The following is an 18,239-nucleotide window of genomic DNA, read 5'->3' as shown; positions in this document are numbered from 1 at the left end:
CATCCTGAATTTATTTAATTACCTGCACCCATTTCCCACCTTCAGTAGCACTAATGCTATTGTTGTACATAGCTTCACATTGTACGGCCGATAAATAATACTTACCGATATACGAAGCATTTAACAACACCTTATAAGTCACTGACTCGTTCTCTCTTAAATTGAAATACGTAAACACACGGTCATCTCTGATGTCACGATAGGTGTAAGGCGAAGCCGCAAGAATACTTTCGTTATCATTTACCCTGGTATTGATGATCTCCCAACCTGACGGGAAAATCTGTGTTAAAGCCACTTGCTCATAATAACCCATTTTTCCCGGATTCTTAACCACTACCTCCGCATAAAAATCTGTTCCTTGTTTTAGTACAGCAGGATCAAGCGATTTACCATTCAGCAATTTGTAGCTCACGTTCATATCCAAGATTTCAGGATTATTAGGCAGAAAGTTATTTTGTCCCGCTGCCGGCTGTCCTTCCAAAATCAAGCGTACAAACAACACTCTATTGCCCATATTGCTGATGGCAATGCCATTACCCGCTTTAAAGCTTAGTGCAGTGCTATTCAGGAATTGATTAGAATTGACCTTACTGCTCTTGCCATCAATGGTATAGCTATACTGTAAATTATTCGAAGCTGTATTGGCACCACAGAATTTAGCGATAGCTAGCAAACTGTATGCTGTAGTTTGCGTGCTATACCAATCATCTTTACCCAATTTAATGGCTAAAGATTGAATTAATTTAGCACCTTCAGCCTTACGACCAAGCAATGTAAGCGTCTCCAATATCATGGCTTCATCCCTAATATCAGAGCCATAAGTGCCCCCCAATTGGTTATAAGGTTTTACCTCAATAGGCAAATCTTTAATTAGGTTATTTGCGGCATCAGCTTGTCCAGCAAGTTTATATGCGGCAGCCAATCGCCACTTAGCACTTACAGATAGGTACTGAAAGCCTCTTAACCTGTTCATAGCAGCCATATCTGTTCTTTTGGCTAATGCAAGTACATACAAGCGATAAGATTGTGAAAGATCACCACCGTAAAAGTTATTACTGTTTGGCGACCAGTTGGCGGCCTTAACCTTCAGATAACGTAATAACTCATCCAACATGCCAACGGGAGTTGTATATCCTGCATTCTGCGCTTCAACAAGGAAATGCGCGGCATAATTGCTACCCCATTCATCCGAACTGCTTGCACCTGGCCAATAACCTAAACCACCGTCTGTAGTCTGGAAGCCACGTAACCTGTTAATTCCTGCTTTTAAATTTCGTTCCGTTTCCGCTTTTTGCTGTTCTGTTAAAGGGATCAACTTGTTTAAATATAACTGTGGGAAGATTCCTGATGTGGTTTGCTCCACACAGCCATGTGGATATTGAACTAAATAGCTCAATCGTTTTTTAAGATTGATCGGTGGGATAGAAGAGACTTCTACACTACCCGAATTGGTGCCTGCCATGCCTATAGGAAGATATTTAGTGCCCCAATTGCGACCAGGCTCGATCACTGCCGATGCTACATTCGTTACAAAAGGATTTGGATTACGAATATCAAGTTCCACATCATATGATGTTTTTTCTGCACCACTTTGGGCGATCAATTTTATTTTAGCGATGCCGGTCATCTCAGGAGCCTTAACTTCAAAGTAAGCCATCTGCTCACCTGGTTGCTTAAAGTTCAACTGAACCGTTTTATTGCCCTGTACCTGTAAGTTTTGCAACTGCAGCTGTACCGTAACATTCTTCAAGTTGTTTTCCGTAGCAAATACGGTCGCGGGTAATGTGAAACTCTCACCTGGACCAATTACTCTTGGGACAGTAGCCAATAACATCAGGGGCTTCTTAACCTGTACTGACTTCTCTACCGAACCATAAGCACCATCCTGACCAGCTACGACCATTGCCCTTACGGCACCAATATATTGTGGTAACTTAAATTTATGTGTCTGCGAACTACCTTTACTTAAAGCAAAAGGACCTAAATATTTCACTACAGGCACAAAGCGGTTGGCTTTGGCTGGGTTTAAATTCTTGTTTATGCTGCCGTCACCACCTATGCTCAGGATACGCTCCAAATTACCACCCCACGCACCCAACACGTAATCAAACAGATCCCAGGTTTTTACACCTAAACCTTCTCGAGCATAGAATACGGCATGAGGATCAGGAGTTTTAAATCTGGTTAAATCAAGTAAACCTTCATCTACAATAGCAATAGTATAGGTCATTGCTTTACCATTCTGCTCAGAAACGGTAATACTGCTTTCCGTTTCTGGCTTCAACTTATCCGCCATTTTAATGATCGGTTTCAATATCGTCTGAGGATCTTCAACCATTAAAGGAATCGCTCCATACATGCGGATAGGCAAATCATTTACCGTCTGTGCATGTGGCTGAAGTAAAGTTACATTGGCAAATACGTTTGGAGCCATTTCCTTTTCGGCCTTAAACTTAAACTGCGTTTGTCCTTTTTTGGTGTCCGTCCAGAACGTCTTTAGTACTTTACTACCATTTTCTATGGAGATTAAAGCCCTGCCACCTTCACCGGAAGGGATGGTTAACACTACTTCTTCACCAACCTGAAACTTAGTTTTATTGGCTGTAAACGAAAGCATTGAAGCCTCAGTAGGGTTGCTACCTTGCTCACGCTGTGCCCATCCTGGCCAGTCTATGTATACCGATTTACCGGTTACGTGACCACCATTTAAATCTCTTACCAAGATTAGGTAACGACCCCATTCTGGCTCATCTATTCTAAACTTCCAATTCCCCTTACCATTAGTTAGGGCTATATTTTCTTTTGTTACCAGCTTGTTATATGAGTTTTGGGTAAAATTGGCAAAAGAGTTTTCGTCATCCTGTTCCCACCACCAGCGCCATTGTACTTTATAAAGCTCTACCTCAACATCTTTACTGCCCTGCAATAACTTGCCATCACGATTTACATTTACAATATCAATCTTATGATCTTGTCCGGTAAGTAGCATTCCACTCATTTTATCACCCTCTGGAGTTTTAATTCCATAATAATTGGTGTACACATGATAGGGAATACTAAAGTTATCAATGCTGAAATTACCACCAGCTTCAAAAACCTTAGTCGTAAAGTTAGCTTTAAGCACTCCGGGAGCACTGTTGTTCTCGTTTAAATTGGTATTTATAGTTGCTGTACCGTTTTCACTTAAAGTACCTTCAAAAATGGTTTTCACCTGTGATTGAAAAACTACGGTTGGGTTATCGAAAGTGAAACTATCAAAACCTTTGAAAGTAGTTTTCATGGTATTTAGATTCACATCAACTTTTGCCCTAAGATTTTTACCTACAGCACCAAACAACCAGGTAGCAGAAAGGCTAGCAGTAGAAGAGCCGCCTGAGCCCAGATAAGTACGATTACCAATGTCAAAATTAATCTTAAGCCTATTAGGCATTACCGTTTCAATTTTGATGGTTTTAGTGAAGGTAGCACCACCAGCTTTTACCTTTGCCAACCAGTTTCCAGTTGGCGCAGTGCTTTCTGTAGCTGTTTTAAAGGCATAGAAACCATTTAAAGGTTTACCGTTAATACTGCGTTTGATCAATTGTCCTTGTGGATTATACAGCTCAAAAGTAACTGGGTATCCACCAGGTAGTTTCTTTAATTTATCTTCTAATACAAAAGAAAGAAATACGGAATCTCCAGGTCGCCAAACACCACGTTCGCCATAAATAAAGCCCTTAAGGCCATTCTGTACCACATCACCACCAACATCAAACCTGCTCAATGGGAGTGAGTTACCGTCATCCAGCTTTAAATAACCACGTTCCTTACCATTTTTTGCGACCAACAAGAACGGTTTTCTTTTCAAATCAAAAGAAGCCATACCATCAGCATCTGTTGTCACGGTATGGATCACCTGACGTTGGTAATCCAGCAATTCTAATGTTACACCACTTAATGTTTTTGCAGTCAGTAAATCAGTCGCAATGATCAGCATACTATTGTCGTTACCTCTTTTGGCAATCAAACCAATATTGGATGCCATTAAATTGCGACTCGCCCAACGTTCGTTTGTATAGTAGGATGGGGTACAAGGATTCTCGCGATCTTCCCATCTGTAATTGTTTGGATAATAACTGTTGTAGCGTTCCCAAAACTCATCATCTTCATCGATTTTCTCGCCGTAACGTTCATAGTCATTATCGCTATCGCCTTCAGCTGACTCAGTTTCTGCACATTTGTAGACATTGTATGCTCTTCTAAACCCTATGGTAACGCGATACATCGCACCTGGTTCTGTGCGAATGATCTTATCCAGATCCAAAGTAAAACGATGTTTTTTATGTAGATCAAGGGCTTTATCCTCATCCAATCTGATGGTTTTCTGAATAACAGGCTTACCCACACGGCGCAATTCACCACCATCTTTATAATTGTTAGTCTGGAAGAACTGCGGAATATTGTTTTCGTAAATCTTGATAATCGTTACATCTACAGCCTTTAGGTTAACTGCCTCAAATGGGAGTACCAGCTTACCTGAATTGGGAATAATGGTACCAGTACCAGCAATAACCACCGACGGCAGTTTGTTCTCAAAAACAACATTAGCCGTTTTACCCGCCTGTAATCTTTTACCATTGATATTTTCAACCCCCTCATTTACGGTTAGCGAGTAATTTCCTTCCAGTGTATTAGGCGAATAAATTTTAACCTGGCTAGCGTCTATGGTAAAACGCAGATCCGTTAACCCTGCCAAAGAAACCAGTCCGTTTAAATCCTGACCAACACTTATAGGCTCAGAAAATTGAACGAGTGCAAAATCTTCAAGATCTTGAACGGCACGCATATTCAATACCTTAAACACACCAACTGCGGGCACAATAACAGTTTCTTCACCCTTGCTATCCGCAGCAATAGGTTCGCCAGACCAAATCAGACTTAACTTATTCTCTTGCTTAGTCTTTTTTATACTATCTACAGTAAAAGTAGAAGTATTTTTAGCGGGGTCGTGCTGCCATTTTACTTTAAGTGAAGATGGGAAATCCACCTTCAAGGCCTTTTCTATCAGCTTAGTATCTTCCTGATCAGATGTAGTCACTTCACCAGTCAGTTTCATATAATCCAATGAAGTATTATTTTGTGAAACCAGCCCGTTTTGAATTAAGGACATTCCCGGTTTAATCACTCTAAAATCAAATTCAAATGATTCAAGCCCTTCTTCGGTATCAGTAACCTTATTTAGGTTAAAAGTAGCTTCATAAGTTTCGGCAGCTTTCAGATTTTCCTCAGGTCTAAATTCGACAGTCTGCGCATCAATCCAATACGATTTACCTTTTACAGAAGGAGAGAAGCTGAACAAGTCTCTGCTATCAGCCACACCAATATCACTCATGGTTTTCACCTGATTGGCCAGATGGACCCTGATATAACTCTTTTTAGAAACCGTACCTGAGGTATAGGCTTCAATGTATTTAGAATATTGCTGGTTATAATCTTTAGGTCTTTCTTTTTTAAAGAAGAAATAAGAGCCTATTCCGGCCAGAACGAAGGCTATAAGACCAATAACAATACCTTTTTTGTTTTTTTGGAAAAACGAGGGCGGGGTAGTTTTCATGTATTTCGATTAGGATAATAGATGGCCACAAAATAAGAAAAGTATCTAACAAAAAAGGTGTGCTATTTTCTAGCACACCTTTAGATTATTATTTAATCATTACCCCGGGTTTGTTTACCAGAGGAACATGAATTAGATTTTCATCAACTATACTTTCCGGGAGGAAAATAAACTTCTTATCGTAAATAACGCCGTCTACATAATAGCTTAGCCAATACTCATTGGTGAGGCCGAAGACTTCAGTATCTATGGCTTCAACACTGGCAAAGGACTTCGGTTTCAAATCACCTATAAAATGGCGGAGGATTGATGTTTTTACCATTTTTCCGTCCTTTTCACCATATCCTTTAGAGCTAATCAGCACATTATCCAGAGCCACATCTTTCAGGTTTACAATATAAACCGTCCAGTTTTTAACCTCAGGCGTTTCACCGATCAGTACTACGGCCATTGCCACATCTTCAACTATATTTTCAGGAAGATCCTTCTTCATTGATTTTATTTTTTATGCAATTCGTCAGTCGGTCGTCATCCTGAATTTATTTCAGGATCTCGCACCTGCAAAACCGCCTTTCTCTTTCGAGATCCTGAAATAAATTCAGGATGACGAGTCGTATACCTACTTCTTCGTCACAGTTTTCTTAGCCGGAGCTTTCTTTTTTACAGCAGTTTTAGTGCCAGTCGCTTTTTTAGCTTTTGCTTTTTTTGGCTCAAATGCATTAGGCACTTGCTCAACGATCAGTTTTTTAACCTCATCTAAAGAAATGGAAGCCAATTCTTCAGGCGTATACTTATCATTGGTAGCTGGGTTTTTACGCAGTTTCAGCATTTCCTTACCAAAACGGATAAATGGTCCCCATCTGCCATTTTCAATTGCAATTTTCTCAGCAGTCCATTGTTGAATAAACCTATTGGCTTCTTTTTCTATTTTCTTACCAATCAATTCTTCAATCTCAACCTGAGATAATTGGTCGAAATTATAAGCCTTAGGCACATTGATAAATAGATCATTCCATTTAATGAATGGTCCAAATCTTCCTGTTCCTTTAGTTACTGGCATTCCCTGGTAATGTGCTACAGGTGCATCAGCAGTAATTTTCTCGCTAATAATTTCTATTGCACGGCTCTGATCAATTGATAAAGGCTCTTCGTTTTTAGGAATAGAAATATAAGCTTCTCCCCATTTTACATACGGACCAAAACGACCTACACCTACAGAAACCTCTTTACCTTCATAATCTTCCAATTGGAAAGGTAATTTAAACTGTTCTAAAGCTTCTTCAAGCGTAACAGTACCTACCGATTGTGATTTAGCTAAACTCGCGTAACGCGGTTTCTCTTCATCGTCATTCTCACCAATCTGAACCAATGGTCCAAACCTACCAACTTTGGTATAGACATTTTTTCCGGTAGTTGGATCAACACCTAGCAAACGCTCACCATTCGCACGGTCGGCAGTTTCTAACGTGGTTTCAACCTCTAAATGGAAAGGTGTATAGAAGGAGTGGAGCATCTTTGTCCATTCCTGTAAACCTTGTGCAATCTCATCAAATTCCTTCTCTACGTTGGCTGTAAAGTTAAAATCTACAATTCCTTTAAAGTGTTCTACTAAGAAATCGTTTACCACTTCACCTATATCAGTTGGGAAGAGTTTACTTTTCTCTGCCCCTGTAATTTCTGTTTTTGTTTTTTTCGTAACGACACCATTGATCAACTCAATAGCTCCAAAGGTGCGCTGACGACCGTCACGGTCTTCTTTAACCACATAGCCACGGTTTTGAATGGTAGAAATAGTTGGTGCATAGGTAGATGGTCTACCAATACCTAACTCTTCTAATTTCTTAACCAACGAAGCCTCAGTATAGCGTGCTGGAGGTCTTGAAAAACGCTCAGTTGCATTCATCACTCTTAAAGTAAGCTCCTGACCACGTGAAAGTGGAGGTAGCATATTGTTACCTTCCGAATCTTCCCCGTCTTCTTCATCCGACGATTCAAGGTATACCTTTAAAAAGCCGTCAAATTTCATCACTTCACCTTCAGCAGTTAATTGCTCTTTCCTTGTACTTATGGCAATTTGAGCTGTTGTTTTTTCAAATAATGCCTCACTCATTTGCGATGCGATGGCACGTTTCCAGATCAACTCGTATAAACGTTGTTCTGAACTATCGCCAGGTACGGTATGGTGATTAAAATAAGTAGGGCGGATGGCCTCGTGAGCTTCCTGTGCACCTGCAGATTTAGTTTTATAAGTTCTTGGCTGATGGTATTTATCACCATAAGCAGATTTGATCTCAGCAGCAGCAGCCTGTAATGCGGTTTCAGAAAGGTTTACCGAATCCGTCCTCATATAGGTAATTCGTCCACTTTCATATAGCCTTTGCGCAATCTGCATCGTTCTACTTACGGAGTAACCTAGCTTACGCGAAGCTTCCTGTTGTAAAGTAGAGGTTGTAAAAGGTGCTGCTGGATTACGTTTTGCGGGCTTAGTCTCTAAGCTGTCTACAGAAAAACCAGAGCCTACACAGTCGTTAAGGAATTTTTCTGCGTCAGCTTCCTTTTCAAATCGCTGTGGCAATTCAGCTTTTACCAGCTCTTTTCCATTACCAGTCGAAAACTCGGCAGTAATTTTAAATGCGGCAGCAGCATTAAATTTATTTACTTCACGTTCTCTATCTACGATCAAGCGAACAGCAACAGACTGTACACGTCCCGCTGATAGGGAAGGTTTAATTTTTTTCCAAAGTACAGGAGAAAGTTCAAAACCCACCAATCGATCCAATACACGTCTGGCTTGCTGTGCATGTACCAGGTTGTAATCTATTGAGCGTGGTGTTTCTATTGCTTTTAATATAGCCGGTTTAGTGATCTCATGAAAAACAATCCTTTTTGTCTTGTTTTCTTTAAGTCCTAATGTTTCATATAAATGCCATGATATGGCTTCTCCCTCGCGGTCCTCATCGGATGCGAGCCATACCATTTCTGCGTCTTTGGCTAATTTCTTAAGTTCGGCTACTACCTGCTTCTTATCAGATGGAACTTCATATGTTTGGGCAAAATTATTGGATATATCTATACCCATATCTCCCTTTACCAGATCCCGGATGTGCCCGTAACTTGATTTAACAAGGAAATCTTTACCTAAATACCCTTCTATGGTTTTAGCTTTCGCAGGTGACTCAACTATTAGTAAATTCTTCGCCATTCAGACCGTTTTTCTGCAAATAAAGCTATAAATAAGGCTAATTTCAAAATTCGACAGACTTTTTATAATAAATATATTTGTAAACGGCTCATTTAATCCGATATATAGTAATAATTAAGCATGTAACAATCTTGCTTTATAAAGCTGTTCTGCGTATTTTACGTTATCATTATAAATTTTTAAACTATTTCTACATAACTTCGTACATACCCTAAAAACAAAAGGACATGAATACATTATTAATATTACTAACTATGCTTTTTACCCCTCCGGCAAAGAGCGTTTACGATTTCTCTTTTAAAACCATTGATGGTAAAGAAGTAAAGTTGTCGAAGTTTAAAGGCAAAAAGATCCTTATTGTAAATACCGCATCAAAATGTGGGTATACACCACAATATGAAGATTTGGAGAAATTGCAAAAGCAATACGGTAAAAATGTAGTATTGATCGGTTTCCCGGCTGGTAATTTTGGCGGACAAGAATTAGCGACCAATTCTGAAATTAAAGAGTTTTGTACAGGAAAATTTAATGTTACCTTCTTGCTAGCCGAGAAAAGCAGTGTAAAAGGGGATGGCATTACACCTTTGTTCAAATACCTGACCACTGCTGAGAACCCTGATTTTACAGGAGATATCAACTGGAATTTCGAGAAATTCCTGATCAACGAAAAAGGACAACTGGTACATCGTTTCCGATCGAAAGTAAAACCTTTAGATGAAGCCATCACGAAGAATTTGTAAACAAAGATCGCTTTGTTGTTAAAAAAAAGAGAAATCCATAACCCGGATTTCTCTTTTTTTTAACTTCATATTCTATATGTTTCATGTATTTTTGTAAGCAAATTAACTATGGATTATATCAAGTCATTCCGGAATTATTTAGCACTATCGGTTGTACTTTTAGTCGCTTCCTGCTCATCTGGCTATCAGTTGGTGAAAGCCAACAGGGCAGAGTATCCAATTAACAAGGATGTAGCGGTCGACAGCACCGTGATTAAAACTTATTTACCATATAAAAAGCAGCTTGATGCGGAAATGAACCAGATTCTTGGCTATTCTGATGTACTGATGGTAAAAAACAATGATCTTCCTGAAACCATATTAGGAGACTTCTTCTCTGATGCTGTATTGCAACAGGCTTTGAAATACGATCCGACTATTGACTTTTCTATGCCTTCTACAAAAGGGGGAATTAGAGTAGATGTGCCAAAAGGTGAGATTAAATTATCCAATATATTTGAATTGATGCCTTTTGAAAATGAACTGGTTGCTTTTACTTTAAAAGGTACTGATGTTCAGCAATTGTTAAATTTTATCGCAGCTACAAATGGGCAACCTATTGCTGGTTTACGCTTGAAGATAGTAGACAAGAAGCCTGTAGATGTATTTATCAACGGTAAAGCATTTGATTCAAATAAAACTTACCGGGTGCTTACCTCTGATTATATAGCAGGTGGCGGCGACAATGCATTGGGTTTTAAGAATCCTATTGAAAGAAAGGTTCTCGGCTTAAAAGTTCGCGATGCACTTATCAACTATGTAAAAGAAAATCAGGCTGCTGGCAAAACCATTAACCCTAAATTAGATGGAAGAATTACTAAAGATTAATCGTAGAGATTTTATCAGAACAGGAGGGATAGCCGCTGCTACCACTGCATTGAGCTTAAGCTCATTAAATGGCTTCGCTGCTGGCGACGTGCTTAAGTTAACCATATTGCATACCAATGATGTTCACAGTAGGATAGAGCCATTTCCTATGGATGGTTCAAAAAAACAAGGTTTAGGTGGTACAGCGAGGCGTTCGGCACTGATCAAACAGATTAGAGCCAAAGAAGAAAACGTATTATTGCTTGATGCTGGTGATATTTTTCAAGGAACACCATATTTTAATAAGTTCGGTGGTGAGTTGGAAATTAAGCTAATGACTGCAATGGGCTATGATGCTGCAACTATGGGGAATCATGATTTCGATAACGGTTTGGCTGGTTTTAATAAGCAATTACCCCATGCAAATTTTCCAATATTGTGTAGCAATTACGATTTCACGAATACCTTACTTAAAGGGGCTACAAAACCATACCAGATATTTAAAAAGAGTGGATTGAAGATTGGGGTATTTGGAATTGGTATTGAACTGAAAGGTTTGGTTGAGGGTAAGAATTATGGTGATACCGTTTTTATTGATCCTGTTGCAAAGGCAAATGAAATGGCAGATTTGCTAAAGCAAGATTTAAAGTGTGATCTTGTAATCTGCTTATCTCATTTGGGTTATAAATATGCTTCAGCTAAAGTGTCAGATCAGGTACTGGCAAAAAACAATAGAAATATTGACTTGATTATCGGCGGACATACCCACACTTTTATGGATCAGCCCGAAGATGTACAGAACCTAAGCGGCCGCATTACCACCATTAACCAGGTTGGCTTTGCGGGCATCAATTTGGGAAGAATAGATTATTATTTTGAACGGTATAAAGGCAAGCGGATTAAAACCGCTTCACCTTATATTATTTCAAACGAATTAGATAGTTAAATATCCTTAGCAAAGGAAACCGCCACCTAAAAGGTCGTTTCCTTCATAAAACACTGCAGATTGTCCTGGTGCAATGGCTGATACATTGTGATCAAATACTACGCGCATTTTGTCGTTTTCCTGTACAATTGTGCTTAACATTCCAGCGTCTTTATAGCGTATTTTAGTCACTACATTATCCATAGGTGCTAAAATATTTTCGTACTTAACCAGGTTTACGTTTCTTACCAGCGCTTCTCTACGTTCCAGTTCGTCAGCTCTACCTAATACTACGGTATTGCTTTCTGGAAGGATTTGAGTAACAAACATCGGCTCACCAAAGGCAATTCCTAAACCTTTTCTTTGTCCGATGGTATAGAATGGATAACCTTTATGTTGACCTACAACCATGCCATTACTGGTGATGAAATTACCACCAGCAACACGTTGCTCCAAATCTTCTACTTTATGTTTTAAGAAGGCACGATAATCGTTGTCAGGCACGAAACAGATTTCGTAGCTTTCGCTTTTCTTAGCCAATTCTTCCTGGCCCATATCTAAAGCCATCTGTCTGATGTCAGATTTGGCAAAAGAACCCAATGGGAACTGTGTACGCGCAAGGTTTTCTTGTGAAACACCCCACAATACATAAGATTGGTCTTTATTTTCGTCTTTACCTTTTGAAATTACATGGCGACCTGAATCCAATTGACGGATGTTGGCGTAATGTCCGGTTGCGATAAACTCGCAGTCCAATTTATTAGCGCGTTTTAATAAGGCTTCCCATTTAATATGGGTATTACATAAAACACATGGATTAGGGGTACGACCTGCAAGGTATTCATCAACAAAGTTATCGATTACAAAATCACCAAACTCGTCTCTGATATCAAGGATGTAATGCGGGAAACCATAATTTACAGCTAATGTACGGGCATCGTTAATGCTATCCAGACTGCAACATCCGGTTTCCTTACTGCTACTTCCTGAAGTAGCGTAATCCCATGTTTTCATGGTTAAGCCAATTACTTCATACCCTTGTTCGTGCAACATTACAGCTGCTACTGAACTATCAACACCGCCACTCATGGCGACTAATATTCTACCGCGTTTACTCATAATTTTTTAATACTGACTCGGGTTCAAGGCCCGGCATATAAATACAAGGCGCAAAAGTAAGGCTTTTTAAGCGGAATTTTGAGTAGGGGTAGTCAATTGGGTGTAAAAGAAGAAAAAAATGAGGTTACACAAAAGCAGGCACGCCCGACTTAGGGTCGTTACCTTGAATCTGGTTTCTTCTAACATCAGATGGATTCAACGGCTTTTTGATGATCTTTTTATTAAGTCCACTTGTCGCGCTGAATAACAAGACACCTCCTAAAGCTATCTCTTCGATGCCGCGAAAAGTATGTTTGCTCAGGCTACGAATGCCTTTTTGTAGCATATACACACCTGCAATGACAGATATCAATCTTTTACCGGTGTTCAAGTCTTTTGTTTCGTACTTCGCTAATGATTCTATGATGGATAAGGTAAACTTCTCTTTTGCTTGTTGTAACATATAATTTCAATTAAAATAGATACTTAAATAACGCTTATTAAGCCATTTTGTTTTTAATACGTTGCAATTTTCAAGGTATTAAAGTGCGCTAGAGCTTATCCAAAACCATTTTTATCGCTTTATCAACTACCTTATTAGGTTCCTTGCTAAACTCGAAATTAACCCTGCTGGCCAATATTGCATTTACAGATAAAGCTTTGTGTCCAAGTACTTTTGCTAATGCATAAATACCAGCAGTTTCCATCTCCAGATTAGTAATTCGGTGATCCGTATTCCTGAAAGAATTGAGCAGACCAATAAGATTAGGAACTGCATTTTTGGCTCTCACTTGTCTACCCTGAGGCGCATAAAATCCCGGAGCTGTGACTGTTATTCCTTGCTCCATATCATTCGCTATTGACTTTAATAAGCTACTGTTGGCCGCAGTAACGTAGGGAGTAATACCTTTTAAATGGGATAAATGTGTTTTGATGCCATCTAGTAAACTGTGTTCATCACCTGATAACTCGTGAATATAATAATTCATTAATGCATCCAATCCTAGTCCAAAAGATGAAGCTAGTATAGTACCCATCGGTACATCAGGCTGTATCGCGCCAGATGTGCCAATTCGGATGATATTTAAAGAGGTAAGGTTTTCTTTTACACGACGAGTGTGAAAATCGACATTCACCAAAGCATCCAGCTCATTAAACACAATATCAATATTATCGGTACCAATCCCCGTTGAAAGGACAGTAATACGCCTTTTGCCGAGGTAACCGGTATGGGTGATAAATTCACGTTTGCCTTTGCGAAGTTCGATATTATCGAAGTGTTTGGATATTTCGCCCACACGATCCGGGTCGCCAACAGTAATTACAGTTTCGGCTATGTCCTCTGGCAAAAGGTTTAAATGGTAAATACTGCCATCTGGATTGATAATTAAATCTGCGGCTGATAATTCTTGTCCCATAATTAAAGTTAATAAAAACTAAGACTATAATAAAGGGGGTAAACACTTAGGCTGTAAAAAGGTATTTGGCTTTAAGCCCATCAACTTTTTCTATTTTGCCTAGGATGGAATTTAGACTGGCCTTTCTGATCTCAATTTTTATGCTGCAGGCATTATCAAAATCCTGCGACAATACATTTAGTTTTTCTTCTTTGATCAACCTCATCACATCATTCATCACCAAATAATCAAACTGTAGCTCATAGATGTCATTTACTGTTTTCTCTATGATCTCGGCCGCTTGAAGCGCTTCCACTGCGGCCGTTTTATAGGCATTGATAAGTCCAGGGACGCCAAGTAAGGTTCCACCAAAATAACGTACCACAACAATTAGTATATTGGTTACATCGGCAGAAAGCATGGTATTTAAGATAGGTCTACCGGCAGTACCAGACGGCTCACCGTCATCTTGAATACGAAATACGCCTCTATCCGGACTTAATCGCAAAGCCCAGCAAAAATGCCTGGCTTTGGCGTGTTCTGATCTTAATTTTAAGAGAATAGCTTTTACCTCTTCCTCGGATAGAATGGGGTAGGCATAGCCTATAAATTTGCTCCCACGGTCTCTAAATACCCCTTCGGAAGGTCCGGCAATGGTTTTATAAGTATCGTCGAATAACATTAGGCAAACGGATTGGTGATGAGTATGATCGCAACAAGAGCTAAAAATAAGCCCCAATAATTCAATTTGTTTAATTTCTCTTTAAAAATGAATATCCCCACAAGGCTGCCTACAATAATCACCCCGATATTCATCGCAGCAAATACTACTGAAGGGTTATCTGCCATTGCGCGATGCGCTTTAAGATAAAAAAGGATATTGAAGAAATTAAAGAAGCCCAAAATACAGCCACAAATGAAGTTGATCAACTGTAATTTTTCCTTTTTAACAACCCACAAATAGAAAATGTAAATGAGCGAGATGATAAAAGCAAGGATGAAAATAACAATTAATGAGCTTGTATAGGGGATGGACTTAATTTGTGCAACCTTTTTGAATAGAATATCGATAATACCAAAGCCTATAAAGACAAAGATTGGGTATAACCAATTTAAACCTTCATTTTTCTGCGCTGTCTTTTTGTATAAAGTGAAAAGTATAGCCACAATAGCAATAGATAGTCCAACTATTTTCAAGGTACTGAAATGCTCGTTAAACAGGAAATATGCCGCCAGAAGCGGAATAAACAATGACAATCTTTGTGCAATATCAGTTTTTACAATTCCGATATTTCTTACTGATCCGGCTAGGAACAAAAATACAACCGGCAATAACACACCTAAAGCGATATAGACACCATCGATCGGTGCAGATACCAAATCAGTTAAACTTGGTTTATAGAAGATCAGGCTTAAAACTATGGCAAAGAGATAGTTCCAGGTAACGGCTTGTGTGATGTTGATTTTATAACGTTTTGCGAGCTTTAATAATACGGCGACTGTAACACTACAGCAAATACTGAACAGGAGGAATATCATGAATGATTATTTAGGAAGATCGTTACTTTATCATTGTTAAGTGTGAACTGATCGGCAATGTAGCCATTAATTTGTGGCGCCCGGACGCCTGCTCGCCAGATTTTACTTGCTGTAAAAACCCGTGCCTCGTCCCATAGGTTTCCATCAATAAATTGATGAAGAATGTTTGCCCCACCTTCGATAATGACTGACTGAATATCCATTAGATATAGCTGAAAGGCTATTTTTTGAGGTAGATAATACTGCATATCTTCCATTTGTATATAATGGATATTGTTGTGCACTTCAGTTTTATGCTCATTAAATATGACCGTTTTGGCCAGGCCGTTATAGATGTGGTTGCTTTGAGGAACCTGCAAATTACGATCTATTAGGATTCGCAAAGGATTTTTTCCTTCCCATGCTCTTGCGTTTAACTTTGGATTATCGACAATGGCGGTGCGTTTTCCAATAAGAATAGCATCTTCTTCGGTACGCCACTTATGCACAAGCGTTTTGGCCATAGGGCCACTTATCCATTCTTGTACGCTATTTTCTGGCGCAAAGTAACCATTAGCGGTAGTCGCCCATTTTAATATGATGTAAGGCCTTTGTTTGCGAATACGGGTAAAGAAACGTCGGTTTAGCTTACTGCATTCGGCTTCTAAAACACCAGACACGACTTCGATACCGGCATTTTTAAGCTTTTCGATACCCTTTCCATCTACACCTTCAAAGGGATCTTTATTGCCTATAACAACTCTTTTAAGTCGATGTTTTACCAGTAAATCTGCGCAGGGTGGGGTTTTGCCAAAATGCGCACAGGGTTCAAGGCTCACATAAGCCGTCGCATTTGCCAGAAGGGCAGCAGCCTGATCGCCATATTTTTCGGTAACAGACTTTATAGCATTGACTTCGGCATGGGCTTCACCAAATTTTTCATGATAACCTTCGCCAATGATTTTGCCATCACTAACAATTACACAACCAACAAGCGGGTTTGGGCTTACATTACCCATGCCCAGACTAGCTAGTTCAAGGCACCTTTGCATATATAACTCATCCGTCATTAAGGCAAAGTAAGGTATATTGTTTGATTTAATTACTTTTGTGAGGTATGAATTTAAAAGAATTACTGCAACATTTTACAATACAACTACAGGACATTTATGGTGCTGAGGAGGTTTCGTCCATCTTTTACATTACGGCTGATCATATTTCTGGTTTTAGTAGGGCAGACACTATTCTAAAGGGCTCACAAGTACTTTCGGAACAGCAGGAAACCGCTTATTTAAAAGTACTGGAAGGGTTAAAAGCCGGTAAACCAATACAATATATACTTGGAGAGACTGTGTTTTATGGCTTACCTTTTAAAGTTAGTCCGGCTGTATTGATACCCAGACCTGAAACGGAGGAGTTGGTAGAATGGGTGATTGATTGTTGTTCACTGGCAGATATTACAGGTTCTAGCCTACGTATTATCGATATTGGAACCGGAAGTGGCTGTATTGCAATTTCTTTGAAAAAGAACCTTCCCTTAAGCGAGGTTTTTGCATTGGATGTATCTGAAGATGCAATAGATATAGCTTCAGGTAATTTAGCTTTAAATCAGGTAGATATTAATTTCATTAAAGCCGATATACGCGAGTTTACAACTAATCAAAAATTTGATGTAATCGTTAGCAATCCACCATATATTACCGAGAAAGAGGAAGAGCAAATGCAGAATAACGTATTGGATCATGAACCACATTTGGCTTTGTTTGTGCCTAACGAAAAGCCGTTGATGTTTTATGAAGCTATTGCAGATTTTGCATGGGTGTCGTTAAGTGATATGGGCTTGTTATTCTTTGAAATCAATGAGCATTATGCTAAGGAAACCATGGAGATGCTCGCTGCTAAATCATTTATTAACATAGAATTAAGAAAAGATATGCAGGGTAAAGACAGAATGATAAAGTGTGAGCGTGCACAACTTTAACTTCTGGGATGAAACTCTGTAATAATACCACGCAGGTAATCTCTATCCAGGTGGGTATAGATTTCGGTGGTCGTAATACTAGAATGACCTAACATTTCCTGTACAGCTCTTAAATCAGCTCCGCCTTCTATCAGATGTGTAGCAAAGGAGTGCCGGAAGGTATGCGGACTGATGCTCTTTTTTAATCCTGATCGCTCTGCAAGCGTCTTGACAATACTAAAAACAGAGATTCGAGATAGGCGTGTGCCGCTACGGTTTAAAAAAATATAGTCTTCAAAACCTCTTTTGATGGGAAGATGTACCCTTGTTTCCTGACGGTAGATGTTGATGTATTTTAGGGCTGTACTCCCTATGGGCACCAAACGCTCTTTATTCCCTTTTCCTGTAACACGTATAAATTCATTTTCTTCAAACACATCAGATATTTTAAGATTAATGAGCTCTGATACCCTTAGTCCGCAACCATATAGGGTTTCAAGAATGGCCTTATTGCGCATTCCATCAGGCTTTGAAGCGTCGATCACGTCAATCATCGCATTGATCTCATGGATATCAATAGTGTCGGGGAGGTGACGCGTCAACCTTGGCGTTTCCAACAGGGCAGAAGGATCGTCAACAATAAGTTCCTCTAACATCAGGAAACTAAAAAAGGACTTCAAACCAGATACTACCCGTGCCTGTGTGCTAGCCAACATCCCTAAATCATTAATCCAGGATATGAAAAGCTTTAGATCAGTACTACTAATGTCTTTTACCTGTGGCGTTTGACCTAAGGATTCAAAATACTGAAACAGTTTATTTAAGTCGCCCAGATAAGCTTCGATTGAATTACTGGAAAGGGAACGTTCCAATCTAAGGTAGTTACGGTATGACTGCAGGTATGGGTTATTAATCACAAAAAAAATTTTATACTCTTAGTTTTTAAGGCTAAGTTTGAAA

Annotated in this window: 14 protein-coding genes; 4 read left to right on the top strand and 10 right to left on the bottom strand. The window is 39.3% G+C overall.

All coding sequences use genetic code 11. The features are described 5' to 3' along the window. Positions 1–10: 10 nt before the first annotated feature. From FBD94_RS20890 to topA, 3 genes are all read right to left on the bottom strand, one after another. Positions 11–5,593, bottom strand: a complete 5,583-nt coding sequence (locus tag FBD94_RS20890; protein WP_136881640.1) for an alpha-2-macroglobulin family protein — start codon at positions 5,591–5,593, stop codon at positions 11–13. 88 nt (positions 5,594–5,681) lie between these two features. Beyond that, on the bottom strand, positions 5,682–6,086 hold the full coding sequence (locus FBD94_RS20885; protein ID WP_131612472.1) for a hypothetical protein: 405 nt from the start codon (positions 6,084–6,086) through the stop codon (positions 5,682–5,684). Positions 6,087–6,212: 126 nt separating this feature from the next. After that, positions 6,213–8,795 (bottom strand): type I DNA topoisomerase, encoded by a 2,583-nt coding sequence (topA, locus tag FBD94_RS20880; RefSeq protein WP_136881639.1) that lies wholly within the window; start codon positions 8,793–8,795, stop codon positions 6,213–6,215. 227 nt (positions 8,796–9,022) lie between these two features. On the opposite strand from topA, the gene FBD94_RS20875 reads away from it, so the two are divergent. The 3 genes from FBD94_RS20875 (at position 9,023) to FBD94_RS20865 (ending at position 11,327) form a co-directional block, all read left to right on the top strand. Beyond that, positions 9,023–9,535 carry a glutathione peroxidase gene (locus tag FBD94_RS20875; RefSeq protein ID WP_131612476.1) on the top strand — a complete coding sequence of 171 codons (513 nt, stop codon included), beginning with the start codon at positions 9,023–9,025 and terminating at the stop codon, positions 9,533–9,535. A 108-nt stretch (positions 9,536–9,643) separates the two neighbouring features. Beyond that, entirely contained in the window at positions 9,644–10,402 is a 759-nt protein-coding gene (locus FBD94_RS20870) for a 5'-nucleotidase C-terminal domain-containing protein (RefSeq protein ID WP_136881638.1), read from the top strand. Further along, entirely contained in the window at positions 10,380–11,327 is a 948-nt protein-coding gene (locus FBD94_RS20865) for a metallophosphoesterase (RefSeq protein ID WP_136881637.1), read from the top strand. The genes FBD94_RS20870 and FBD94_RS20865 overlap by 23 nt, the downstream gene beginning before the upstream one ends. Positions 11,328–11,333: 6 nt before the next feature. Here FBD94_RS20865 and mnmA read toward each other — a convergent pair whose 3' ends face one another. From mnmA to ribD, 6 genes are all read right to left on the bottom strand, one after another. After that, complete coding sequence (gene mnmA, locus FBD94_RS20860) at positions 11,334–12,425, bottom strand: tRNA 2-thiouridine(34) synthase MnmA (protein ID WP_131612482.1); 1,092 nt, start codon at positions 12,423–12,425, stop codon at positions 11,334–11,336. A gap of 124 nt (positions 12,426–12,549) precedes the next feature. Beyond that, positions 12,550–12,867, bottom strand: coding sequence for a hypothetical protein (locus FBD94_RS20855; protein ID WP_131612484.1), 318 nt, complete (start codon positions 12,865–12,867; stop codon positions 12,550–12,552). 88 nt (positions 12,868–12,955) lie between these two features. Beyond that, complete coding sequence (locus tag FBD94_RS20850) at positions 12,956–13,822, bottom strand: nucleoside phosphorylase (protein WP_136881636.1); 867 nt, start codon at positions 13,820–13,822, stop codon at positions 12,956–12,958. Between the two features lie 46 nt (positions 13,823–13,868). Next, positions 13,869–14,483, bottom strand: coding sequence for an IMPACT family protein (locus tag FBD94_RS20845; RefSeq protein ID WP_131612488.1), 615 nt, complete (start codon positions 14,481–14,483; stop codon positions 13,869–13,871). Next, positions 14,483–15,340: an EamA family transporter gene (locus FBD94_RS20840; RefSeq protein WP_136881635.1), complete on the bottom strand. Its 858-nt coding sequence runs from the start codon at positions 15,338–15,340 to the stop codon at positions 14,483–14,485. The genes FBD94_RS20845 and FBD94_RS20840 overlap by 1 nt, the downstream gene beginning before the upstream one ends. Beyond that, positions 15,337–16,389, bottom strand: coding sequence for a bifunctional diaminohydroxyphosphoribosylaminopyrimidine deaminase/5-amino-6-(5-phosphoribosylamino)uracil reductase RibD (gene ribD, locus FBD94_RS20835; RefSeq protein WP_136881634.1), 1,053 nt, complete (start codon positions 16,387–16,389; stop codon positions 15,337–15,339). Before ribD ends, FBD94_RS20840 begins: the two co-directional genes overlap by 4 nt. Positions 16,390–16,436: 47 nt before the next feature. Here ribD and prmC point away from each other — a divergent pair, with 47 nt between their 5' ends. Beyond that, on the top strand, positions 16,437–17,300 hold the full coding sequence (gene prmC / locus FBD94_RS20830) for a peptide chain release factor N(5)-glutamine methyltransferase (protein WP_136881633.1): 864 nt from the start codon (positions 16,437–16,439) through the stop codon (positions 17,298–17,300). Here the strand turns inward: prmC and xerD are convergent. After that, positions 17,297–18,196, bottom strand: coding sequence for a site-specific tyrosine recombinase XerD (xerD, locus tag FBD94_RS20825; protein WP_136881632.1), 900 nt, complete (start codon positions 18,194–18,196; stop codon positions 17,297–17,299). The two genes, prmC and xerD, sit on opposite strands and share 4 nt — an antisense overlap. Between the last annotated feature and the right edge of the window lie 43 nt (positions 18,197–18,239).

Source organism: Pedobacter hiemivivus (assembly GCF_005144565.1).
Lineage (GTDB): Bacteria > Bacteroidota > Bacteroidia > Sphingobacteriales > Sphingobacteriaceae > Pedobacter > Pedobacter hiemivivus.
Note: the sequence above shows the minus strand (reverse complement) of the source record. Positions and strands in the feature narration are given on the sequence as shown.